We start from the raw sequence: 22,977 nt of genomic DNA on the forward strand, positions 1-22,977 counted from the left end.
GGTTCAGTTTACATAATTTTTTAATAGCCGAAGGCAGGAAGTTCTACCAATACATAAAACCTCCCTACCCAAAGGCCATCAATATGAATAAAATTAACGTCACGTGTAAGCTTTAAAGCCGCAATAGGTTGTACACCCCATTGTATCGTACAGTCTGATACTATATTTTAAGAAAGCGGCTTAGAAATAACTGTAGAGAAAAGCGGACTGCATTGGAAAATAAAACGGCGTGGAACTCTACATTATCCAATTCGCGGCACTGGTATACCTTTGACACAGATAAGAGAGCCCACGCCTAGGTCGTGAGCTTTCTGCTTATCATCTCGTGTCATAAAATTACCAGTTTTCGAATTGAGATTCTAAGCAATAGCTTCTAATATTTCGTTGAAGTATCGCAAAATTACATTTATGTAACTTATTTTACAAATATAATAAAAATACTTAAATCATTCGCTATAGCGAACAGTATTTTTCAATTTAATCTTTTCTTTTGATAAAGATTATAATAAAATGCCAGATAAGGAGACTCTTAATAGAAAAAATGCGCTCGTAAATAAGCATTTATGCAATTTTATTGAAAGCAAATTTTTACGTGAATATCGTAACCAACAAGGAGAAATTATTTCGCAAAATGAATATGCAAAATTCTGTGGAATAACTTCATCTACAATTTCAAAATTGAAATTACCTGAAGGTTATAATATTCCGATGTCAACTATCTACAACATATTAAGACACGAACAATACTCTCTAGAAAGATTTTTTAAGGAATTTGAAAATGCCAAAGGCATAAACATTCCTGATTAACAGACTAACGAAAGTTGATTTATTTCTGTATCAACTTAAAATTACTTAAAGAATGTCCTTTAGTTTCCAAGAAAATGACCCAAGTTTAGAATCACAATGGAGGTCTATTATACTGTTTGGTAAAAATTCTGCGACATATAAATTTGCATTCGGAAAAAGTCTATTAGAAATAGTATCACAAGAAAAAAACACCATATCTATTAAAGATCTCGCACCTACTTTTGTCAACAGCATTTTAGAACATTTAAAAAAAAGTGATAAACAAGGAAATTCTAATTCGAGTACATTTCTTGATGCCTGCCGAAAATACAATAAAGGCGAAATGGATTATGATAATCTACTGAATATCACTGAAAAATATGGATTTGTAAACGTCGTAGATGCTTTCCAAAATGTAAACGGTGGAAGTATACCAAGTAAATTTTATGAAAAGGATTACAATGGAGCCAATAAAAACATTGTAATAACAGATGAACTGCTGAAGCTAAAAGAAAGTTTTCAATTCGCTAATTTTAATGAAGAAGTCGAAGCACGTTGGAACCTTGTAGAAACGGCTTGGAACTTAGAAATAAACCCCAATTTACTTGAGGTAAAAATTGATACCGATTTGGAAACGCTATTTATCGAAAGTAATGTTATGCGAAGAAAGGATATCTCTTCCGCAAAAGCTTCATTAAATGGATATCAAAAAGGCAAATGCTTCTATTCTTTTCAGGATATTTCAATCAACTCAGAAGATGAAAACTTGTGTGCAATTGATCATTTTTTCCCGCACATTCATAAAATTAAAATGAGCCAATCAGGTGCTAATGTAAATGGCATCTGGAATTTGGTTTTATCCGATAAGCTTGTAAATCTTTCAAAGAGCGCCAAAATTCCCGAATTGAAATATCTCGAAAGGCTTTATAAAAGGAATGAATTCTACATAGCCAGTAAACATCCGCTAGGAGAAACGATAATCAACCAGACGGGAAAAACGCCATCAGAAAGAAAACGTTTTTTACAAAAGCAATACGATTTATCGGTAAATTTAGCTATACAAAAATGGAAGCCTTTAACTGAACTTGAACCTCTGTTCTAATGAAAGATTTTACTACAATACCAAACAATAAAATTTTATATAAAGGAAATTATTTCTTCATAATAGAAGACGGTTTTCCTGTATCACCTGGTCATTTACTAATAATTTCCAATGAAGTTAGAACAGATTTTTTTGAACTTACCGAAGAAGAAAAAAACGACCTTCCCAGAATGATTGAAATAGCTAAAGAAATTATATTAGCTAAATATCAACCTGACGCTTACAATATAGGAATGAATTGCGGAGCTGATGCAGGACAAACAGTTTTTCATTTCCATTGCCATATTATTCCGAGATATAAAGGTGATATGGAAAACCCTAGAGGTGGGGTTCGTCATGTTATTCCTAGTAAAGGAAGTTACTAAATTTCAAGCAGAAATTCAGTGAAAACACTGATTAAAATTTTTTTGATGGTTATTATTTTTGTTGATTACAAGATCATATCAAATAACTAAATTAATTGTTTTTACATCTATAAATAACGATCAAAATAAATTAGCAAAGATCACATAGTTTCACAGTAATATTTATTTCAAAATGTAAGTTAACAATTATTACAAGATTAAATAATTACAATATATGAATCCAATTGAAAAAAAATTTAATGAATATTTAAGAGTGGTTAACAATTTGAGTAATCTAGCAAATTTAAGCGAGGATTTAATAACTACAATGAATTCTGAATTACACGATTTGGAAAGTTTCTTCTTAAAAATAGAGATTTCAAAAGAAGAAATCGAAAAAAAGCACGAACTTTTATTTAGTGTAATTAATAGTCTAAAAGAAGCTGTACAAGAGAAACAAAGATCTCATCCAAATAAAAACTTGAGTAAAAATCAAAATTTTGGAAATGGTGGAATCGAACTATTTAAAAGATTATGTAGAGAAATTCAGTATGTGATTGTTCTAAAACCATATGGGTATTCAAAATTTATGGATCTAGTTATAACTGAAAATGCAGATAATTCAATTTCCTATTCTGACATGATCACTTTTTTAGACAATGAAATAAATATCTTAAAGAATAAAAACTTTAATAATTTTTATTCTTTTGTTGTTTATTACCAAGAATTTGAAAGTAGAATTATCTCTCACTTTAACTTGGAATAAAATAAATTTGTAATTAAACTATTAATCGAAATTTTTAAAACAAGTCTCTTACAAGCCATCATTATTTTCTCTTAGCTTTATATTTTCAATAACTTAAAGCTAATCTCAATTTTGGTCAAATCATTATTACATAGAATAAAATCTTAGAGTAAAAGGAAATTATTGTTCCGGTAAGACACCGATGCAGACATTTTTGGATAGTAAACCTATTGCAAAAGAGAAATTATTGGAAACTCTTGCAGAGGAACAAAAAATCCTTACTCTTGGAAGTAAGGACAATAGTGGATAACTGACAATTATTTTTAATCCCTAACTGTCAGATAAATTCCTGGCTATTACATCTAAATATGAAAAAATCCTGACGAGAGTAGACTGCACCCAAAAGTTTAGACAAAATTAAACAATATTATTATATGAAAGAGTTCGGTACTGTACCGGACTCTTTCCTTTTAGATTAAGTCTTATCCTGTCGTTATTGTAATAATTGATATACTTCTTTATTTCTTTTTTGAGCTCATCAACGGTTTTAAATTTCTTAGTATAGAACATTTCGGATTTTAAAGTTCCAAAGAAGTTTTCTATTACTGCATTATCCAGACAGTTTCCTTTGCGGGACATACTTTGGATAATGCCTTTTTCTTTTAACAGGTGCTGATAGGCTTTCATCTGATATTGCCAGCCTTGATCAGAGTGGATAATGAGGTTTTCAGTATTTTTAATTTTTCTGAATCCTTTTTTGAGCATATTCACAACCTGCGCAAAGGCAGGCCTTTCTGAGAGATCGTAACTGATAATCTCGCCATTGTAAAGGTCAATTATTGGCGAAAGATACAATTTACTGCCCGAAACGTTAAATTCTGTCACATCAGTGGCCCATTTTCTGTTTGGCTGATCTGCCTTAAAGTTTCTCTCCAGAATATTGGGTGCTATCCTGCCTTGCTCTCCCCGGTAGGATCTGTATTTTTTAACCCTAACTATACTTTTCAATCCCAGGGACTTCATCAGTCTTAATACCGTTTTATGATTAATTACAATTTCTTGTTGTTTCATAATCAAAGTAATACGACGGTATCCAAACCGACCTCTATGCCTATGATAAATTTGTTTTATCAAAGTTTTTATTTCTCAATATTTATCTTTTTTGTCAAGAGCTTTCTGATGGTAATAAAAACTGCTTCTGGCCATACCTGTACAATCCAACAGAAGTGACAGATCATATTTTCGCCTTAATCCTTCGATGGCCTCTGCTTGTTCTTTTTGAGAGTTAAGGCGTCTAACTTTTTTAGAAAATCGTTCTCGGCACGCAGCCTTTCGTTCTCCAATAAAAGTTCTTCTTCCCTTGTCAATGGCTTGTCAGACTTCCTTTTCTTACGCTTGTAATCACTCATTTTTTTGGGTCTTCCTATAGGTTTGTTTTCCAAACCTAAAATACCACTTTTTTCGTAATCACGCTGCCAATTCAAGACGGTAGACTGGGCAGGGATATCAAACCTGACACACGCTTCTCTTTGTGAGATGAACTCCGTATTGATGGCTTTCAACACTTTAAGCTTAAACCTTACGGAATAGCTTTTGTTTTTTCTCGGTTGTAATCCCGATATTCCGTACTTGTTATAAAAGCCGATCCACTTGCGAAGATTACTCTCGTTAAATCCTTTTTCTGTTGCTATAGATTCAATCGAATGATAAGAATTCTGATGAAGTTCTATACATTCCAATTTGAAAGCAACGCTAAATTTTCCTTTCCTTTCCATAAAAAAATGCCCCTAAAAAGTGTCTAACTTTTTGGGGGCAGTCCATGTTTAGTTGGGATTTTTTTATTATTCTAATCCTTTGACATTGATCATTTAAAACAATAATCGAACTTACTTTGAATTAGAAAGAATAATTACACTTTCACGCAATGTTAAAATGTCTGGACTATGCTTTGTTTTTCTTCTTCTGATATTTCTTAGTACACCTATTTCTTTTAGATACCATCCCGCCTTTGCACCAATATCACTAATAATTAAATCAACCGGTATCTCCATATTAGCATAAGCTGAATTTGATACTACCAGCCATATTTGAGCATCTTTTGCAGCCCTATTCTTCAACCCAATTAATATGTTAAACATATCTTCAAAATAAGCTTGGATCATAATTGGAATTTTGGGATGCATTAAGGAATCTTTGTTGTTTATTATGTGCTTTAGTGCTTGATTGTATACAATTCCAAAATCGCTGATTTTCGGATTATTCCATTTTGCTTGAATATGAGATCTTACAGTCTTTAATCTTAAATTATATAGCTCTTTATTGTTATTGATAAATTTTCCGAGAAATAACTCGGGTCTATATATATCTGTGTAATCAAAAGTATTTAAATATGGAGGTGAAGTTATACAAAGCTTAAATTTTTCTTTTGATTTATTATTCTCAAAAAAATTTCTAACATCATCATTAATAATAATTGATTTTGTAGCTAGTGGCATTACTTCAATATCTTCTTTTATTATGGATATATTTTTTTCTAAACTTTCTAAAAAACTTTCTTTACCAAAATTTGAAATTTCCCAATTTGGTCGATATCTTAAACATTTACCGTCGCGCTTTGCATTACAGTTTTGCATAGCAGACGAAATAAGTGCTAACTTTAATATCATTCTGGTATTTAAATCTTTAACTTGACAAGTCTCAATCCAAGCACCTTCATATGTATCTAAAACTTCATCGTTAAAAAGCCATTTTTCAAGGTTATTTTTTTTTGAAAAGGTTGAAAATTCTCTAAGTGAAGACAAGCTACCAACTTCTGCTGATTTAAGTATTTTAGCCTCACTGCGAATTAATTGCTTATAATCAACATTTTTAGTCTTCGCTTTAGACAAAAATGAGGTGAACGGATTAACTTCTATTCCAACTGCTCTGTAACCAAGCAATGATGATGTTAATGTGGTTGTTCCGCTACCATTGAACGGATCGACAATCAAATCTTTTTTTTCTATACCTGATTTTTCGATTGCTTTTTCTACAAGATTTGGAGAGAAACCTTCTTTGTAATAATACCATCTATGTCTTGGTAAATCAGTGGTATTTTCGTAATTAGAAAATCCACTATCCATCAGAAAAAAGTCTTTGTTAATTTTGTTAATCATAATATTTATACCGTAATTGGCGCTGCAAATATTTTTATTGGCTTCTCAAATCCTGGAACTGATTCATGGTATTTTTTGTCATCATCAATAACGATTTCGACATCTTTGTAAAACATTCCATCGTTATAAGATATTGTACCATCTGTTGCGTTTAAATTATTTCTCCGAGCTTCTACAACAAGAAGATGTGATTTTAGAATTGTGGTTGGAGAATCTGATAATATTTTATCATGATATTCCTTTACCTGAAATAATCCTTCATTAGCCCTTTTATCATCATAAGTATAAATATTACCGCTAGGTGGTACTACAGCCCCTAAATATTTAAGTTCAATTATCGCTACCCGATTAGCTTCTCTCCATGTAATCTTAACATCAACTGGCTTTGGCTTAGAAAAATCAGCAACAATGTTATATTCTCGAACAGAATCAATACTAATACCTCTCGCTAGCGAAGTACTTAAATATTCGTAGAGAGATTCTTGCATATATTTTTCAGGAATATTATTACCCCTTCCTCCCCCTTTAAGAAATAATCTATTTGGGTCATTCCAAGATTGAGAAAAATATTGACAAGAAGAATAAATAATCTTATTCATTTCAAAATCCTTTAAGGAGTGAAGCAAATCTTCAAATTGTGTGGCAAACCGACTTCCTCTCCTTGTTATTGTAATATCTATTTCTTCACCGTTTGCAAAAAAAGCTTCCCTATTGTTTTTGAAGAAATATATTAAGGAATTTGATGATGCAGTAACACTATCAACAATTTGTCTATTTTCCCAGAGAAGTATTCTTCCATCTTCAAAGGTTTGAATTACCATATTACCAGTAATCCTACTTAAAAAAATATTCTTATCATATACAATAACATACTCATCATTAAAAAATAAACTATCGTCTAAAGTGTTAACAACGTATAGTTCGCCAGTATAGTAGGCAGGTTCAAAATAACGATATAATTCATTTAAAAATTTAGCCATATTTTGAACCGCCTTAGCTCCACCATCAATAGCATTAAATGCTTTAATGACCTTTATCACATAATGCTCAGTAATATTACGAATAATTTGTTCTTGATCGGGCATAGTTTATTTTAGTTTTTCGTTTAAATAATTAACCCAAGTTACAGCAGGAATAATTAAATCAGAACTATCAATACCAATAGATTGACTGATTTCATGAAATTTCTTATAGATTTTAGTTTGATCTAACCAAGACTCATTTTTCAGAATCTTTACTTTCTCAATTTCAAAATCATTTAATAATGCCCTTTCAGTTTCAGCATATGGAACCAAGATGCTTGTGGTACAAGCAGCATTCAGGTATTCTTCTCTTTTTTTAAAAATGCTCAAAATATTGAATCGTGTGAATTCATCAGTACCCCTTCCGGTAATAGAATAGAAATTATTCTTATACTCAAACAAACCATTTTGGATATGACGTGTAGTTGCCTCGCTAATCTCACTTGAAAAAGGATAACCATTTTTATCAACAATGAATTTGTATTGCCATTCACTAACAGGGTTACCCCTATAAAGAAACAAAATAGAAGAGAAATATGAAAAAAGATGTATTTCTTCTAATTTAAATCCATCAAGAAAACCATCTAACTTGTGAGCTAATGATAAACTATCGAAGAATGCCTCTGGATTTACTTGCGTACTCATTTTTTATTATTTTTAAGTGCTTTGTCAATTCTATCGTAAACCATTTGAAACAAATTTTCACCTTCTTTCTGAATTTTAGTCAAATCAGTCCAATCTAACATTCTACGAAATTTCATATTTTCATTTCCACACTTTTCAGCTAAGGAAATTAAAAGCTGAGATGCATTTATATTTGCAGTCATAAATAAATTTTGATTATATCTCATTGCAAATTCTGCGAACATATTACCAACTCTACTCTCATAAGCGATGTCAAGTGAACCTTCGGGTGTATCGACAAGTAGTGTTGCGCCATCTTTACCAGACAAAAATATTGCTAATGACATTCTTAATGCTATATCTAGAAAAAACCTTTGACTTTCAGATAATTGAAAAGATTCCGTACGAGCGGTATTCTGTAATTCTAAAACTAATTTTATATTTTTCCCACTTCTTTTTGGTTGTATATTTAAGTCCAATCCTATAAAGCTATTTGCAAGATGTTTAAAAATTGGCACAAATTCTAGCTCTGCATCTTTATACGCATTTTCAACTTTGTTTAATAACTTATTGTATAAGGGTTTTAACTTATCTCTTTTAGAATATTCATCTTTTGATTCTTGATCTGCCAATAAAAACTGTGTTCTATACTGCTCTATTAAAGAATCAACATTTTTATTACCAGTTGTCTTAGATGAGATTTCTGGGTATTCGTTTGTAAATTCAGATAGGTTACTTTTATCTTTTTTACAGGCAAATTCCGCTCTTTCGAGTTGCTCAGATTTACCCTGCATTTCAATTATTAAATTTTCTAATTCCTTATTTTTTTCTGAAATAATAATATCATTTTGTTCTATAAGTTTTAAAAGTTCAATTTGTTCATCGTTATTCGAGTCATTGATCACAGTGTCACATAAAGGACAATTATCTTTATGAATATTTTTTTCAATATTTTCAACAACCCTAGATCCTGCCGCGCCACATAAAATACATTCATGTTTAGTTAATGTAAATTGAACATTAATATTATCTACTAATTTCGATCTAGGTTTCGAATACTTAGAAAAAAGCCGTGAATGCTCATTTTTTAAAACCATGATTTCAGAATTAAGATAACTTTGCTTTTTAAGCATAGAATCGTGTTCAATTTTAATATTATTATAAACTTTCTGAGATTTTTCTAGATCACTATATAATCGATTTAATTCATTTTGTAGATTATCGAAATTAACAGGTTGTCGCTTATGCGCTTCCGCCTCCAATTCTTTAAGTTTAGCGTTTGCCTGAGTAGCTTGCCAACGTGCATTTCTTCCATTTGACTCATGCTTTTCCATACGTCTGTTTAGTTCAGAAATTTTTTCAGCATCATCTGGATCACTATTAAACGCAACAGCTAATGCGCTCGAGGATGCCCTTTCATCCCAAAAAATCATGTTTCTGTTTTCGTCGAAAGTCAAAACATATAGCTGGTAAAAAATAAAATAATCAAAATTTACAAAACCGATATCTTCTGCTAATCTTCTTTGATATTCCAAATTAAGCTCTGCAGGACTTTCATTCTGACTGATATACACTGCAATCTTTTTATCATTTTCATAAGTAAAGATTTCCAATAGACGTAAACAATCTCTTTCGAAAAAGCCTCGAATGATTCGATAGTAATTACTTTTTACCTTAAATGTTATTTCAATTTCAGCTTTATTTTTGTCTTTTTCGTGAATACGTCCTACAAAATATCTTTTTGTATACTCTTTACTGGATGTAATAATTTCTGACGGAGAAAAAACTTCTTTGTTTGGCTCTACAATAATTCCTGTCAATCCATAATTTATAGAGTTAAGAAAAGTAGTTTTTCCTAACCCATTAGCTCCTGCTAGACAATATACACCTGTATTTATATCCTCTACAACCTCATAATTGATTCCACTTCGCTTATATAATGAAAAATGTCGTAAAGTTATTTTTTGAAGTTTTATAAAATTATATTTATTACCCATAAGCCCTGGTTAAAAATTTAGCTAATTTAGCTAAAATAAATACTATTTTTTTTTAAAAATTTAGATATAATAATTAAAATTTTATACATACCAATATGGATACATGAATAGGAGCTTTTTTACGAACTTATTAAGATTAAGAAAGATTACTTTCTTCCAAAATCAGCAGGATTTTCTCCCCAAATAGCAGTTTCCCACTTCAAGATTGGAGTTTCCACTTGATTATTAATCAGCCATTTTTCAGCTCTTTCAATAATTTGTAATATGTGTAAATTTGCGCCACTTATCTCTATCTTTGTTTTTGCCTTTTTATTCCTTATCCATTCAATAGCTGTTTTACTATCTGAATAAATACCTTTTATCTTAGGATCATTTTTACATATTGTTAACGCATGCACGATCGCCAAAAACTCAGCAATATTATTAGTTCCACTAATAAAAGGACCTGCTTTAAAAATTTTTTTTAATTCAGGAAAAGACACTCCTTGATATTCCATTACCCCGGTTTTTCCACTACAAGAACCATCAACACAAATAGTATCATTAAGTGGTTTTTCGTTCTCTTGTAAATCAGCAATAGAAATTATATCATTCTTAATACCAATATAATTCTTACTATTTGAGTTGAAAGCTTCTAACGCTTCATCATATGTGGAAAATGATTTATATGTTGCATTTTCAAATCCTGATATTTGTAATTTACATTCATCCCAAGAAGAATAAATTCCGGGACGTCTACCGATCCAGACAGTATAATATTTATTTTTACTTTTCATGACAGTATTTTAGTAAGCTTTTTGTGATCTATTTCCACACCCATATCTTCTAATCGATCACAAAGTTTACCAAAAATTTCTTTAATATGGTTTTCGTATTGTAAGTATATAATACCATCTAGATCACTAGGCCTTTCAACGTTTCCTTTTACAAGAATTATTGTATGCTTTCTCCCCAGTTTTGACAAAAGCATACCCATTTCTAAAATCACATTTTGTCTAGCCCTCCCCAAAACTTTTTCCGGACCATCCTTAACAGAATACCCCATATCGTCAGGTGTTAACAAAACTATTCCCACAGTCGCCTCCCCATCTCTACTTAGATGATATTCCAATGCTTCTATAATTGTCTGACCCTTACCACTGGTCTTTCCAAGAATAAAGGGATCATCTATACCGATTTTGGATAGTAAAAATTCAAGTTGTTCTCTACTTTGTATATCATGACCGTATACAACAAATATATTCGAGTGTTTTTCTTCCACCTTTTTTTCTGCAAGAAAATTCCAATTTTCTGCATCTTTAACAACATTGAAAATTTTATTCTTAGAAGGTTCTTTGCCTTGACAAAGAAGCGTCCCATTGTCATACCAAATTAAAACTCCTCCTTCTTTTGTTCTGAATTTATTTTGACCAGCTCCCTCTTGCCAATCTCCTTCAATTCCATTATCATTTAGTTTACTAGTTAAATCTTCTATTTTACCGTAGAATTTCATGTATTATTATTTTGTTTTATATTTAAATCAAGGAAAATAAAATGCTTGCATCTGCTCGATTAACAGCACTTCGAGTACTTATTACGGAAGCAATGGTTTTCGGATGTCTAACATGATTAAAATGGTTAATTGCACTATTTGCCCAAGCCATTTTGGAATTGGTATTTATCGCACAAATTAAAATATCAACTCCTAATGCCCTATATTTATAGATTGCCGTTCTAAGTGTTGATGAAAAATCACCCATTGTGTATATTGCTATTTTATTTCCATTCAAATCACCAATACTTTCGAAGTCATTTGCATCGCCTCCTACTGGCAGTCTAGGAGACATAACTGCTCCTTCCGCAATGATATCATAGTACAAAACATTTAAAGTCGAAGTTTTGCCTACATTACCACTTCCTTCTAAAATTATAATCCTCATAGATCTAAAAAGCCATGTTCTGAATCATCATCGTCAAATCTGTCACTATTACCGGAAATGATTTTTTTTGCCTGCATATGCATAACGAACGATGGTCCATCTTCCGTGAGATGACTACCATCGTCAAGTGTTAAACCATCATTTGATGATGTATAAAGTGGTCCACCATATATATCCAGAAAATATAAAAGTGCTGCTGAACCTAAACCAGTATTTTTATATTCATTGGTATACATTCGCATAATCTTATATCCATTACCATAATCCAATTCCTGAAATTCAAATTCTCCAACCTGTATTCCATTCATATCTTGAATCAATAATTCGTCTTCGGTTTCTAGTATCAGCTTGAAAAGTACGCCGTTACTATTACGATAAATTCTATAATTATCTTGTCCTCTCACAAATTCTGCTGTTGCCATAATCTTATCTTTTTACTGTTGATTCTAATATTTGTACTTATTAAAGGATTGTATTTACAAAATGAAATTAATTATTATACAAGACTAATTATGTTTAAAAAGTTTATTTATACCAAATTTACAATTTAGTATAAATAGTAGTATATTGAAACTGTTAGCTTGATTGGCTTAAAATATTTTGGATTTTAAACTAATGCTTAAATTTCTCTAAAGAAAAAATCTTGATTTTTTTAGCTTTACGGACGGAGCTATTCTGACAATGGTTCATGATTTAGTTTTTAATGCAGCAGTTATTTTACAACTTATTTCAAATATAGCAAAAAATTGTTATCATGTACAATAACTCTCAAATTTAAAAATATATTTAAATTTTTCAATTATTACTATTGATATTCGCAACCTATTTATAAAAACATACTTTCAATGTTTTTATAAATAGGGTTGCACTATTTCCGCAAAAATGCGATTACGACCATAGAGAGGAATCGCATTTTTGCCCCGAAATCTCACATCCAACAATCCCCAAAAACCTGTAAAGCCAAACACTCTACAGGTCTAGAAGTACCAATAAAACAACTAAAACACTCTTCTACGAAGCTCAAATAAGCCTCCCTCAAATATTTATTTATCCATTTTCTTAAACGAAAACTCAATCTTGCCCACTTCCTTATTAAAGCGAATATAGCCCTGATAAGTCTTCCATTTCTTGCTGATAAGACCTCGAATGTAAGCCGCCTCCCCTGCTTTTAATTTCTCGATTTGCCATCTTCTAAGCGTAACACCTCTGAAAGTTGAAGGTACACACCACTCAAAACCATTATTTTTCAATTTCCTATTAAAAAAGAAATCCAGACATTGCCTCTCTGCATTGAACTGCACAGTCGCATTAAAAAGTGTGTTCTGTCTGGAAACCATATTTTTAACAAACAACGGTTTTCCCGAACGAATAAGCTCCCTCTGCTCTGCACTTAAATCTACACCACAGATCACCTCCGGAATTCTCACAAAATCCAACCGGAGTGAAAACAATTCATTGGTCAGCTTATCAAGGCTTACCAACGAGGGAAAAGTCTCTCCCGTCATCGTATTCAAAAGACCGACTACTCTGCCCATATTCCCTGAGTTCAAAAGGTTCATTCGATCCTCCTTTGAAAACTTATGACCCATAAACTTCTTCCTGAAATCCACTCTTTTCTGAACCCGATGCACGTGAACCACCACTTCCCCATTATCATCCAGCCTTAACTGCAGCCTTGCATCAACACAATTATCCTCCTCATCATCACAAAGTACCGGAACGAGCATCGGTGTTTTAAAGCCTCTCAACAGGTGTTCCAATGCACCGAGCTCCATTAACTTCGCTTTATCAAGACCGATCTCAGCCATCGAACTCCAATTCACATCTTCAACCTGATAACGGTACTGAGCAGTACTGTCTCCAAATGCTGATCTCTTTTCAGAAGCCCTGCTTCTTTCGCTCCCATCGTCCGTCATTTTGTTCTTCTCATTTCTCAAAGACTCCACCGCTTCAATAGAAACCTCATACTGCTTCAGGTCTTCCTTCTCATCAGCTGACGAACCAGCCAAATAAGACTGTAACCCCAAAGCCGTTTCATAAGCTTCAAATTCCTTCACCTTAAAAAACGAATAGTCTTCCGGATCTTTAAGCCGATGGTAAAAATCGGAGTAGAATTCCGCAAATGAATGTTCCGATGCATCAATTCGCATTAGTGCACCTTCATCCCTATTTTCAGGTGTTACATCTATTACTTCCCCGTCTACACTTAAGGACGTTACCATTCCAACGGCATTATTTCGGTGACGCAGTACTAATAATGTACTGACGTCCGACATTGCTTTTTGATTTCCTGTATTGTTCATGATTTTAATTTTTAGATATTTTAATTATTCTTTATATTTTATTTTGACCGATAAAGCAACGGCTTGACGATTCAATTCTCGTACTATTACACATTACGTACTGCGTCGTCATATTCCGCAAGCTTACTTCCGCTTTTATTCTAAGCCCGGGGTAAAGAGCAAAATGTTAACACCACAAGAAAACATTTGCCTCAACACCATCCATCTACAACAAATAAATTCACTGCTACACCATCAGCATAATACTATCCGCCACTCTCCTAACCGTTCCAAATATTCAAAAGTTTAAACCGTTCCTAGCTTTAAACTATCCTACCGCCTTTTTTCAGTAAAAAAACAGTTTAAAGCTTTCAACCGCTTTTATTTTTAACAGCTCTCATAACCGTGCAAACCATTATGTTCACAGTTTGCCGTAATTCCGCAACCTCATTAATAAGCGATTACACCATAGAAATTACGGCACCGGCAGCTCCTTTTTATGAAAAGCCAAGACACCAAGTACAGGAACTGCCCTTACCGTCTAAATCATCCCCTCATCCGCAAAGGAAAAATGAAAATCCGAGGTCAGGATCACATGATCCAGCAGAGTCAGGCTCAGAATCTTTGCCGCCTCTTTGATCTGGGAAGTCATTTTGATATCGCAGGAGGATGGTTTCAGATTTCCTGAAGGATGGTTATGGGCAACAATGATTGCCGAGGCATTGCAAAGCAAGGCTGCCTGCATCACGATCCGTACATCCACCAGTGTGGAAGAGATCCCGCATTCGGAGATCTTCTTAATGCCTAGCACCTTATTCGCCTGGTTCAGGTACAAGGCAAAGAAAGATTCCCGATAATCCATTTCCTCCGCATCAAAATGCGCCCTGAAAACCTCCACCGCATCCATTGATGACGATATGGATCTTTCACAATTTCCCTTTCTTGAATAGCTCAGCTTAATTTCGTTCACAATATTGAATTTCATCTGAATTGCTCCGTGTGCGGCGGAGACCTGTTTTTCCCGCACCTGCTGTTAAAAAACCTGTAGATTGCAGCTTGAAGGAAATCTTGACCTTTCTTTTTTACCTGATCGTATCATTCATTTTACGAATGGTTATCAAATGTTTTAGAGATGGTATCATCTGATCAAATGATCTTTTTACGATATATAATGAGAATGCTTTATAATCATTCAGATATATGGACTAATATCAGGGGTAATTATAAGGATCAAAATTTCAATGAACTGCATTTGCATCTTGTGAGGTTTCTGACTTTTCTATGCAGATTCACCATTCAGGCAGGCACAAGGAAAACTGCAATCAATTCCTTGAAAACAATAAAAAAGCAGATTGATGAAAGCTTGAAATCTATTTGTGGAGGGTTTGGAATCTCCGATTACGGATACCCAAAAAGATTTTTTTCAGCAGAGACAACGGAATATATTTGCTATAGAAAATGAGAGAACCTCATATGGATTGACCGTAGTTGAAATTTGATGCTCATATATCAAGGTAGAACGATAGATAGTTTGAGATATTAAAAGAAATTTTTAGAGAATGGCAATGGTAAATGATAATCAACTAATAAGACGGAAGATTTTTTACCATAAGGTTTAAACAATTATTATAAATTTGTAAAACTCTAAATCTTCAAACATTAATTTTGGATAAAGTATGCGACACAGTGAAGTATACAATTAGAAAAAACTATATACTAAATAAAAACGATTATTAATCATATGAAAATTTTCAAAAAACTAGAAATAACGGGACGTAACAATAGCCTCAAAACTCTTTTAAATAAAATAAAAATAGAGAGCCACAGAAACTTCACCTATGTTAGTGAAAAATCTGATGATTATGCCAAAATGATTTCAACGTCTAAGGAATGCACTGCAACATTTCTTACTAATGAAATTGAAAATGCAATTGCATATGTATGGCTAGTATTAACAGAAGATTCATTATACATCTCCAATATAACACCCAATAAATCAGGACAATTAACCTTTCATCAATACAATTCTATAGTTGATACTTTCTATAAAGAAGTCATAGAAAAGAACATCACTCCCGAATTTGAAGTTCATTATTCAAAAGATGAGATAACTATTTCTGATCTAGCCGACAATGAAACTATATCGAAATTAAAAAATTGGATTAATTCAGCTAATCCCTCAACTTTAAACACTAATCCTTTTGATTTTCAAAGATGGTGTGAATTTATATTTACTGCTCATAAAAATAAATCTAATTTAAATTCAAGTCAATTAGAAAAATATCTGATTGAAGATATAAAAATTTATGATGAGGATCTAGTTTCAAAAATTGCTCTTGACTATGAATACAGTTTAGATTTATTGAAAGAATATGATAAGTTTAGATAGCCCAACTATAATAGAATGTGATGATCTTTCATTGCATTTTAAAGAAAATTCAAAAGCTGTAATTTTTTGGGATGCTTGCGGAATTTTAGATATACTAAACTTAATAGTCGAATCTACAAATTCTACTTTTCTTTCCATTTTGCTAAAACTGACAGAACAAATAAATAATAAAGAAATTATATCTTGTTCATCGATAATAGTTAGACAAGAAATAATTGATAATTATCAAAAACCGCCTTATTTACAGGCAAAGAAATTTATCGATGATACTATTAGAAATTATAATAAAATTCAATCATATCTTAAGGAATTAGGTCAGATAGATTCAGCTGAGGAAGTTTTTACTAACTCTGAGGCATTTCTAAATATTGTTGAAATTCAAATCAAAACTATTCTTGACAACACTGTGTTCATCAACGATGACACCTTTTTAAAAAATGCCAGAGATAGAGTTGTAACCAAAACTGCTCCAAGCCAAAAAAATGAATTTAAGGATAGCGTTATTTGGGAAACATGCATTTATACCTCCAGAAAATCTTCATTAGATTTGTATTTTGTATCATCAAATGAAAGCGATTACGGAAAAAAAGGAGATAGATTTTCAAAAATTAAAGAGGATATTGAGGAAAATAATGTAAATTTTAAACATAAGATTATAGAATTGTACGAACTAGTTAATAACGTCGTCTAACAACTTTATTAAATGGTGAGATGAAAATGTAAAATGGAAGATTCCTGATACAATTGCTCACAAAAATGAATCCCAGAAAGATTAGTATACACCTAAAAACATATATGGAATATATAATTCTTGATACAAATATTTTTATTAAAGAGAATTTTCTGGACGGAAAGAGAATTCGTGAACTTCTCAAACTTTCAGAGGAGGAAAAGATAAAAATTGTTATGACGAAAATAACAATTGGGGAAGTGAAAAGTAGATTTAAGACATTTACTAGAAAAGCTGTCCAAGATTTGAATGAATTCAAAAATCAATTTGAATCTCGCGTTTTGAGAAACAGTTCCGCAGGAAAAAAAATCTACGATAGAATTATAAGTAAGGAGATAGAGAGAGAATTCAATGAAGAATTAGACGCAATTCTTTTAAAATCAAAAGTCCTTATAATTGATTATAGTGAATTAAATATAAAGAACGTTTTTGAAAAGTATTTTAAAAATGAATTCCCATTTAGCATAGGTGATAAAAAAAATGAATTTCCAGATGCATTTGCATTGGATTTAATTGAAAAATGGTGCGTTGAAAATAAAATAAAATGTAAAATATTTTCATCTGATAAAGACTTCTTAAACTTCAAAAGCGAACATCTTGAAATAACTGAAGATTACGAAGCTTATCTTGATAACAAATTACAATACTACCTAACTCAAGAACATCGTATTTCAATCCTAAATCAATTATTCATTCAAAACTCAACAAAAATTGATGCTGCTATCGAAGAATGGTATAGGAATAAATTAGATGATGAAGGTTTATATTATAAAGTAGTGTGGTATGACATACACGACATTGATGTAAAAGAAGTTATCATCCGTAATAAATCTTTCCAGATTGTGTCGATTGATAGCGAATCAATTGAAATCGAGATTGAAGCAAAATTGACATTTAAAGTTGAATTAGTAATCGATGATGAAAATTACTCTCATTATGACAGCGAAGATAAAGTAACTTATTATTTTGAGACAAAGGTTGAGGAAATAGAACAAGAAGACAATGCTACATTAGCAGTGGTGGCCTACATAACAGATAAAGATGATTATGATGAGGAATTCGAAATTATCGAAGTAAATAAAGATGTAAAATTGAAAATCAAGGAACGTTATGAAGACTACCGCTGACAGCTAAAATATAGATGTATTACAATTTCCAGCTTTTAATTGACTGCCCACTCACATCTAGTGGTTGAGATCTGCTCGTGGAAAGATCAACTTTGATTTTCAAATATCTAATAGACTTGTAAACTATTTACCATTTACTGACATATCAATTTAATCCAATTATCTTATCTATTAATTTTGGTGAGAAATAGTAACACAATTCAAATTTGTTTAGGATATGAACAATACAAACGTCAGCCATACATTTTTTATCAATAGCTTTGAAAAACTCGACTTTTGTGGGACCGAAATCTACTCATTTAAAGGAGGTAAATATACGTTGCCATACGACATCGTCAAGCTTGAGTACAAAGGTCATAAGCATCAAGATTGTAAGGGCTGCACTTTAAATTATACGAAAATTTTAAATGACTTATCAATTTACCATAGTAAATTTCCTAACTGTTGCGATGTTCATAAAAAACTTTCAAATCAGAAATGGTTTATTGAAAAGGATTTTGAAAATGTACCACTATTTTATGCCGAAAAATTATTTTGTTCTTGGGATCATATTCTTAATTTTATAGATACAGATGAATGGGAAGAGGAAATTTTAGATTATGTTGATTATGTGATTGATAGTTTCGGGAGTTTTCCAGAAGGTTTTGGAGAAGCATTGTATCTAGGACGTTTTATAACACAACTAAAAAATTTATTGACAGAAAATAGAATAAAAGGCTATTCAGACAGAAAAAATCACATATTACGACATCTAAATAAATATGTCAATCCAAATTTAAATATTAAAAATAAAGATACAGATTTTAATGTTTTAATTGGAATCTATAATCAATGGTACAAAACTTTTCCGTTCGAATTAAGCTACTTTACCCATCTCAAAAAAAAATATGCTAGCTTCACTCCTCTTATTGAATCTGTCAGGTATAATAAATATACTGAGATGTACATTGCGACTCCGCGAAATAAAAAAGTTTTAATAAATTATTTATTAGAGATAACTAATAATATTTTGGTAGAAATTAATACTGAAACTTTATTTAAGCAAGGACTCATAAATAATATTAGTAAAATTGAGCTTGAATTAATTTGTCAACGAAGAGAGCAAAAATTAAAGAAAGGATACATAAACCATTCAAAAAACGAAGATGTAAAGTACCGAAAGATCCTTAAAGAATGGCTAAAAGACGAAATCGAATTCATAAAAGACTTAAAACCTATCATTGATAAAAATCCCTTTATAGCCTACGGAAATACAGTTCCTTTAATTAATGATTTGATGGCTGCATCATACAAATTACAGGAAAATAAAATTTTTTGGAATGTGGACGAAGATACACGGACAAAACAAATATTAGACTTACTTCCTATTCAATATCATTCCAAAGATCAATCAAAATATGGGGAGTCGGGAACCGGTATCAAGCAGGGAAATGTTGATGGTGTCATTGTTGACGCAGTGGGAACTGAATATTTCATCGAAGCTTTTAATTTAGAATATATTGATACCAATAACATTACTTCGCATATTAATAAATTGGAACAAAATTATGATTCAAAAGGACTTTATAACAAATATGTGGTTATTTATTGCAACCTTCTCGAAAATAAATTTGAAGATTTCACCAAATCATATTTAAATTTCGTTAACGAAAATATGATCTTCATTTATACAAAAATTGGAGAGAGTACATCTATTGAAACTAAGTATACTAACAGCCGGATATTTAAAACTTGTCACCTCAGAGAAGGGAAAGAAGTTTCATTGTATCATATTCTATTGAAGTTTCCAAAAAAACAAATAATATGTAAAACTTAATATTGTGAAATTATAGATCTTTTAGATGTTTCCATTGAACATGAAAATTGCCAACAGAATTACTAAACCATAATTTTTCGATCAAAGATAGAAATTTCATTGACTTGGATATTCCACCAGTATATTCTGGCTCCAGAGCTATTGTAAGACCTTGGAGTCTGTCAAAAATCCATTTAATCAAGGTATTATCAGGAGACAGAAGATTTTTAATCTCCTTATTTTTCATGTACTTAAATTTATCATTAGGCTCTATGTTGTTGTTGATGGTAAAGTAATCCAGATCAATATCAAAAAAAACATTTTGGATTTTACTTGAAAATAAAGCCTTCTGTAAATCCTCCTCAGTCCTGAACTTTCTGATAGTGTGTTTTTTTCCACGGTAATCCTCAAGGTATTCATCTTCCCAATCCCGATCAAACCTTCCCTGTCTGCAAAGAACCCATACATCATTTATAATATCTAAATATACTGCAGACATTATATGAGAATCATTTAAAGAATTGAGCTTATAAGAACTAAAAAAAGAAACCTCAAAAGTATTTTCTAGGTCTAGTTTTTCTAGTTCGACTTTATGATCATCTTGAGGGTAAACTAAATCCTGATGCCAATCGTAGGAGACGATATCTATGCTAACTTTTTTATGATCTTTAAGCAACTCATTCTTCCACAGATTCCAATAATAAAAAGCAAAACGATGATGGTTAAAAAGTGCAATCTGTATTGCTGAATTTTTACCAGATGGATGACGCAGAAAATTATGAATTGAATTAGGCGGATAGGATTTCGAGTATTTATTAGTAGGATGAAAATTTACCATTTATTAAAAGGTATTATTTATTTAAATTTAATTTTGATTATAGTAAAAAAACTTTAACTGGATATTACCAAATTACTAATATACAAATTAAGAAGTTCCAGTAATACATATTTCCTTCAAACATTTAAAAATACATTAGAAGATCTCAAAGAATTAAATAACATACAAATAAAAAAGTCTACTGTAGATGAAACTCTGAGTCGGCAAATATTTGTTGGAGTCATAGCTTCTATGGAAACGTATTTATCAGATGCTTTTATCAATACATCTATAAACTCAGAGGAGCATACAAAAAAATTTGTCAGCACATTTAAAGAATTTAAGGAAAGACCTATACCTCTGAACGAGCTTTACATATATCATGAAAAAATTGAAACAATATGTAAACAAGCGATGATTGATGTAATATATCATAATCTACCAAAAATCAAAGGCATGTATAAAGACACTTTAGGAATTGATATTGGAGATATTGGAACACCGTATAAAGCGGTAGTGATGCGACATCATCTTGTTCTCAGAAACGGAAAAGACAAAAATGGAGATGAAGTCATAGTTGATAAGTTGATTGTGGACAAATTAATTATTGACATTAGTATTTTTATTGAAACACTTGATGAAAAAATCCAAGCTCTAAACGAAGGACTACCAAGGTAATATTTTGCATTTTTCCACAACTTTTTATTTGATAGAACTTTTCATTAAGAGTATTGACTCTTTGTTTCAGAAAAGATGATATAAAAAATAGATTTGCTCTGGAAAATTATTTAAATTTATAAAGTAAACAATAGCTAGTAAAATGAACACAAAACAGAGAGACGAACTCCTAAATTTAGTTATAGAGTTTTTAATTGATGCTGATCATCTTTATCATGTGAAGAAATATTCTTTAAAATCATATACAAATCCTAAGAGCACTAAAATCCCAATTACATTCCAAACACAATCTCCAACTGAAGGAGATGAAGAAGAATGGTTAGATAATTTAACTGTAGATTATTATAGGCAGGAAATTTTAGAAGAATGCGGGGGTTATAATATGGAAGATAACTACGTTGTATTAGGCTGTGAGCTAAAAACGTTTAAAGGTATTAACGAAATACGATATCATTATAATCAAGAGTTAAGTGATGAACTAAACAGTCAATTTGCTAGAGTTTAAATATAAGAATAACCCTGAAACTATCCTGATGGAGCAGAAAAACAACTTGGACTGGGAGCTATATGAGCATGTGACCAAATACATTTATGAAACTCTGGGAAAAGAATATAATGTCAAAATAGAGGGATATGGTCGAGAATGCAAAATATTAGGTGATTCAGGAGTATATCATCAGATCGATGTTTTAACATCTGAATCTGATGGTAATACTACTTTTAAAACAGCAATTGAATGTAAATATTTAAAAAAGAAAGTAGATAAAGATATAGTAATGAAGCTACTTTCAATCATTAATGACACGGATGTAAATCGTGGCATAATCGTGTCAAAAAGTGGATTTACACGAGATGCAAAAAAATTTGCTGAGCATAACAATATTAATATCGTTCATCTGAGAGAGGTTGGCGAGCAGGATCATCATGTCGAAAAAGAAATGGAAATAGCATTGATAGATTTTGTAATTTCTACTCATCTTAAACGACCTGAAATTACTTCAATTCAAATGGAAGCTGATAACGGGGAGAAAAGATCAATACTTGAAAAAGATCAATATCAGATTATAATTGAAAACAGTAATGGATGCAAAATAAAATTATTTGATGCAGTGATGGTATTCAAAAGACACTTAAACAGTCAAAAGCCATTTAAGCTTATATCTGAAAAATATGATTATTCTGACCATACAATCTACTTTAATGATACTATTAAAAAAATTAAGAGTATTACTTTTACAGGACTACTTACTGAAAAAAATGAAACTCATCAAAAAGCATTTACATTAACAGACCGTGTATGGCTTATTATGAAATCAATCTTTGAACGGCAAATGTTTACTATTTCAGAATATGGAATAATCGCTGTAAGTAAAGATGATCGCCTATTATAACAATCCTCTTTAAATCCCATATTTTTTTTCACATTCGATAATAAAAACCTAATCAACCCAAAATGGATTAAACT

General features: G+C 31.4%; 24 protein-coding genes. 11 read left to right on the plus strand and 13 right to left on the minus strand.

The window, feature by feature from the left end; translation table 11 throughout:
- The first annotated feature begins 510 nt into the window (after positions 1-510).
- The 4 genes from AC3FI7_RS07290 (at position 511) to AC3FI7_RS07305 (ending at position 2,998) form a co-directional block, all read left to right on the plus strand.
- Positions 511-807, plus strand: a complete 297-nt coding sequence (locus AC3FI7_RS07290) for a helix-turn-helix transcriptional regulator (protein WP_307305634.1) — start codon at positions 511-513, stop codon at positions 805-807.
- A 52-nt stretch (positions 808-859) separates the two neighbouring features.
- Complete coding sequence (locus AC3FI7_RS07295) at positions 860-1,888, plus strand: HNH endonuclease family protein (protein ID WP_491461723.1); 1,029 nt, start codon at positions 860-862, stop codon at positions 1,886-1,888.
- Positions 1,888-2,253 carry an HIT family protein gene (locus AC3FI7_RS07300; RefSeq protein WP_491461724.1) on the plus strand — a complete coding sequence of 122 codons (366 nt, stop codon included), beginning with the start codon at positions 1,888-1,890 and terminating at the stop codon, positions 2,251-2,253. Before AC3FI7_RS07295 ends, AC3FI7_RS07300 begins: the two co-directional genes overlap by 1 nt.
- A gap of 214 nt (positions 2,254-2,467) precedes the next feature.
- Complete coding sequence (locus AC3FI7_RS07305) at positions 2,468-2,998, plus strand: hypothetical protein (RefSeq protein ID WP_491461725.1); 531 nt, start codon at positions 2,468-2,470, stop codon at positions 2,996-2,998.
- A gap of 396 nt (positions 2,999-3,394) precedes the next feature.
- Here AC3FI7_RS07305 and AC3FI7_RS07310 read toward each other — a convergent pair whose 3' ends face one another.
- The 12 genes from AC3FI7_RS07310 to AC3FI7_RS07365 all read right to left on the minus strand — a co-directional run bounded on the left by AC3FI7_RS07310 (position 3,395) and on the right by AC3FI7_RS07365 (position 14,883).
- On the minus strand, positions 3,395-4,111 hold the full coding sequence (locus AC3FI7_RS07310) for an IS3 family transposase (RefSeq protein WP_491461726.1): 717 nt from the start codon (positions 4,109-4,111) through the stop codon (positions 3,395-3,397).
- Positions 4,112-4,224: 113 nt separating this feature from the next.
- Positions 4,225-4,752 carry a helix-turn-helix domain-containing protein gene (locus AC3FI7_RS07315; protein WP_491461727.1) on the minus strand — a complete coding sequence of 176 codons (528 nt, stop codon included), beginning with the start codon at positions 4,750-4,752 and terminating at the stop codon, positions 4,225-4,227.
- A gap of 111 nt (positions 4,753-4,863) precedes the next feature.
- A complete protein-coding gene (locus tag AC3FI7_RS07320) occupies positions 4,864-6,132 on the minus strand; it encodes a DNA methyltransferase (RefSeq protein ID WP_491461728.1) in 1,269 nt (422 codons plus the stop codon).
- A gap of 5 nt (positions 6,133-6,137) precedes the next feature.
- On the minus strand, positions 6,138-7,217 hold the full coding sequence (locus AC3FI7_RS07325) for a hypothetical protein (protein ID WP_491461729.1): 1,080 nt from the start codon (positions 7,215-7,217) through the stop codon (positions 6,138-6,140).
- A 3-nt stretch (positions 7,218-7,220) separates the two neighbouring features.
- The gene (locus tag AC3FI7_RS07330) at positions 7,221-7,799 is read right to left on the minus strand and encodes a hypothetical protein (RefSeq protein ID WP_491461730.1); all 579 of its coding nucleotides are present in this window, start codon (positions 7,797-7,799) and stop codon (positions 7,221-7,223) included.
- Entirely contained in the window at positions 7,796-9,775 is a 1,980-nt protein-coding gene (locus AC3FI7_RS07335) for an AAA family ATPase (protein ID WP_491461731.1), read from the minus strand. Before AC3FI7_RS07335 ends, AC3FI7_RS07330 begins: the two co-directional genes overlap by 4 nt.
- Before the next feature lie 146 nt (positions 9,776-9,921).
- Positions 9,922-10,551 (minus strand): ribonuclease H1 domain-containing protein, encoded by a 630-nt coding sequence (locus AC3FI7_RS07340; protein WP_491461732.1) that lies wholly within the window; start codon positions 10,549-10,551, stop codon positions 9,922-9,924.
- On the minus strand, positions 10,548-11,267 hold the full coding sequence (locus tag AC3FI7_RS07345) for a TIR domain-containing protein (protein WP_491461733.1): 720 nt from the start codon (positions 11,265-11,267) through the stop codon (positions 10,548-10,550). Before AC3FI7_RS07345 ends, AC3FI7_RS07340 begins: the two co-directional genes overlap by 4 nt.
- A 22-nt stretch (positions 11,268-11,289) precedes the next feature.
- Positions 11,290-11,694, minus strand: coding sequence for a hypothetical protein (locus AC3FI7_RS07350; RefSeq protein WP_491461734.1), 405 nt, complete (start codon positions 11,692-11,694; stop codon positions 11,290-11,292).
- Positions 11,691-12,116 carry a hypothetical protein gene (locus tag AC3FI7_RS07355; RefSeq protein ID WP_491461735.1) on the minus strand — a complete coding sequence of 142 codons (426 nt, stop codon included), beginning with the start codon at positions 12,114-12,116 and terminating at the stop codon, positions 11,691-11,693. The genes AC3FI7_RS07350 and AC3FI7_RS07355 overlap by 4 nt, the downstream gene beginning before the upstream one ends.
- A gap of 621 nt (positions 12,117-12,737) precedes the next feature.
- Positions 12,738-13,997 (minus strand): DUF3945 domain-containing protein, encoded by a 1,260-nt coding sequence (locus AC3FI7_RS07360; protein ID WP_491461736.1) that lies wholly within the window; start codon positions 13,995-13,997, stop codon positions 12,738-12,740.
- A 520-nt stretch (positions 13,998-14,517) separates the two neighbouring features.
- Positions 14,518-14,883 (minus strand): JAB domain-containing protein, encoded by a 366-nt coding sequence (locus AC3FI7_RS07365; protein ID WP_491461737.1) that lies wholly within the window; start codon positions 14,881-14,883, stop codon positions 14,518-14,520.
- 834 nt (positions 14,884-15,717) lie between these two features.
- Between AC3FI7_RS07365 and AC3FI7_RS07370 the strand changes: the two genes are divergently transcribed.
- The 4 genes from AC3FI7_RS07370 to AC3FI7_RS07385 all read left to right on the plus strand — a co-directional run bounded on the left by AC3FI7_RS07370 (position 15,718) and on the right by AC3FI7_RS07385 (position 20,038).
- A complete protein-coding gene (locus tag AC3FI7_RS07370) occupies positions 15,718-16,365 on the plus strand; it encodes a hypothetical protein (RefSeq protein ID WP_491461738.1) in 648 nt (215 codons plus the stop codon).
- Complete coding sequence (locus AC3FI7_RS07375; protein ID WP_491461739.1) at positions 16,349-17,056, plus strand: PIN domain-containing protein; 708 nt, start codon at positions 16,349-16,351, stop codon at positions 17,054-17,056. The genes AC3FI7_RS07370 and AC3FI7_RS07375 overlap by 17 nt, the downstream gene beginning before the upstream one ends.
- 104 nt (positions 17,057-17,160) lie before the next feature.
- Entirely contained in the window at positions 17,161-18,222 is a 1,062-nt protein-coding gene (locus AC3FI7_RS07380; RefSeq protein ID WP_491461740.1) for a PIN domain-containing protein, read from the plus strand.
- Between the two features lie 217 nt (positions 18,223-18,439).
- Positions 18,440-20,038, plus strand: a complete 1,599-nt coding sequence (locus tag AC3FI7_RS07385) for a hypothetical protein (protein ID WP_491461741.1) — start codon at positions 18,440-18,442, stop codon at positions 20,036-20,038.
- Positions 20,039-20,048: 10 nt separating this feature from the next.
- Here AC3FI7_RS07385 and AC3FI7_RS07390 read toward each other — a convergent pair whose 3' ends face one another.
- Positions 20,049-20,855, minus strand: a complete 807-nt coding sequence (locus AC3FI7_RS07390; RefSeq protein WP_491461742.1) for a hypothetical protein — start codon at positions 20,853-20,855, stop codon at positions 20,049-20,051.
- Positions 20,856-21,086: 231 nt separating this feature from the next.
- Between AC3FI7_RS07390 and AC3FI7_RS07395 the strand changes: the two genes are divergently transcribed.
- The 3 genes from AC3FI7_RS07395 (at position 21,087) to AC3FI7_RS07405 (ending at position 22,903) form a co-directional block, all read left to right on the plus strand.
- Complete coding sequence (locus AC3FI7_RS07395; RefSeq protein ID WP_491461743.1) at positions 21,087-21,512, plus strand: hypothetical protein; 426 nt, start codon at positions 21,087-21,089, stop codon at positions 21,510-21,512.
- 142 nt (positions 21,513-21,654) lie between these two features.
- Positions 21,655-22,017, plus strand: coding sequence for a hypothetical protein (locus tag AC3FI7_RS07400; RefSeq protein WP_491461744.1), 363 nt, complete (start codon positions 21,655-21,657; stop codon positions 22,015-22,017).
- Between the two features lie 28 nt (positions 22,018-22,045).
- Positions 22,046-22,903: a restriction endonuclease gene (locus tag AC3FI7_RS07405; RefSeq protein WP_491461745.1), complete on the plus strand. Its 858-nt coding sequence runs from the start codon at positions 22,046-22,048 to the stop codon at positions 22,901-22,903.
- Positions 22,904-22,977 lie beyond the last annotated feature (74 nt).

Source organism: Chryseobacterium sp. TQ-BC-N36, from assembly GCF_058382295.1.

Excerpts from the sequence above, each read along its gene's own strand:
- AC3FI7_RS07290 (WP_307305634.1), top strand. The coding sequence starts at position 511 with ATGCCAGATAAGGAGACTCTTAATAGAAAAAATGCGCTCGTAAATAAG.
- AC3FI7_RS07295 (WP_491461723.1), top strand. The coding sequence starts at position 860 with ATGTCCTTTAGTTTCCAAGAAAATGACCCAAGTTTAGAATCACAATGG.
- AC3FI7_RS07300 (WP_491461724.1), top strand. The coding sequence starts at position 1,888 with ATGAAAGATTTTACTACAATACCAAACAATAAAATTTTATATAAAGGA.
- AC3FI7_RS07305 (WP_491461725.1), top strand. The coding sequence starts at position 2,468 with ATGAATCCAATTGAAAAAAAATTTAATGAATATTTAAGAGTGGTTAAC.
- AC3FI7_RS07315 (WP_491461727.1), bottom strand. The coding sequence starts at position 4,752 with ATGGAAAGGAAAGGAAAATTTAGCGTTGCTTTCAAATTGGAATGTATA.
- AC3FI7_RS07320 (WP_491461728.1), bottom strand. The coding sequence starts at position 6,132 with ATGATTAACAAAATTAACAAAGACTTTTTTCTGATGGATAGTGGATTT.
- AC3FI7_RS07325 (WP_491461729.1), bottom strand. The coding sequence starts at position 7,217 with ATGCCCGATCAAGAACAAATTATTCGTAATATTACTGAGCATTATGTG.
- AC3FI7_RS07330 (WP_491461730.1), bottom strand. The coding sequence starts at position 7,799 with ATGAGTACGCAAGTAAATCCAGAGGCATTCTTCGATAGTTTATCATTA.
- AC3FI7_RS07335 (WP_491461731.1), bottom strand. The coding sequence starts at position 9,775 with ATGGGTAATAAATATAATTTTATAAAACTTCAAAAAATAACTTTACGA.
- AC3FI7_RS07340 (WP_491461732.1), bottom strand. The coding sequence starts at position 10,551 with ATGAAAAGTAAAAATAAATATTATACTGTCTGGATCGGTAGACGTCCC.
- AC3FI7_RS07345 (WP_491461733.1), bottom strand. The coding sequence starts at position 11,267 with ATGAAATTCTACGGTAAAATAGAAGATTTAACTAGTAAACTAAATGAT.
- AC3FI7_RS07350 (WP_491461734.1), bottom strand. The coding sequence starts at position 11,694 with ATGAGGATTATAATTTTAGAAGGAAGTGGTAATGTAGGCAAAACTTCG.
- AC3FI7_RS07355 (WP_491461735.1), bottom strand. The coding sequence starts at position 12,116 with ATGGCAACAGCAGAATTTGTGAGAGGACAAGATAATTATAGAATTTAT.
- AC3FI7_RS07360 (WP_491461736.1), bottom strand. The coding sequence starts at position 13,997 with ATGAACAATACAGGAAATCAAAAAGCAATGTCGGACGTCAGTACATTA.
- AC3FI7_RS07365 (WP_491461737.1), bottom strand. The coding sequence starts at position 14,883 with ATGGATGCGGTGGAGGTTTTCAGGGCGCATTTTGATGCGGAGGAAATG.
- AC3FI7_RS07370 (WP_491461738.1), top strand. The coding sequence starts at position 15,718 with ATGAAAATTTTCAAAAAACTAGAAATAACGGGACGTAACAATAGCCTC.
- AC3FI7_RS07375 (WP_491461739.1), top strand. The coding sequence starts at position 16,349 with ATGATAAGTTTAGATAGCCCAACTATAATAGAATGTGATGATCTTTCA.
- AC3FI7_RS07380 (WP_491461740.1), top strand. The coding sequence starts at position 17,161 with ATGGAATATATAATTCTTGATACAAATATTTTTATTAAAGAGAATTTT.
- AC3FI7_RS07385 (WP_491461741.1), top strand. The coding sequence starts at position 18,440 with ATGAACAATACAAACGTCAGCCATACATTTTTTATCAATAGCTTTGAA.
- AC3FI7_RS07390 (WP_491461742.1), bottom strand. The coding sequence starts at position 20,855 with ATGGTAAATTTTCATCCTACTAATAAATACTCGAAATCCTATCCGCCT.
- AC3FI7_RS07395 (WP_491461743.1), top strand. The coding sequence starts at position 21,087 with ATGGAAACGTATTTATCAGATGCTTTTATCAATACATCTATAAACTCA.
- AC3FI7_RS07400 (WP_491461744.1), top strand. The coding sequence starts at position 21,655 with ATGAACACAAAACAGAGAGACGAACTCCTAAATTTAGTTATAGAGTTT.
- AC3FI7_RS07405 (WP_491461745.1), top strand. The coding sequence starts at position 22,046 with ATGGAGCAGAAAAACAACTTGGACTGGGAGCTATATGAGCATGTGACC.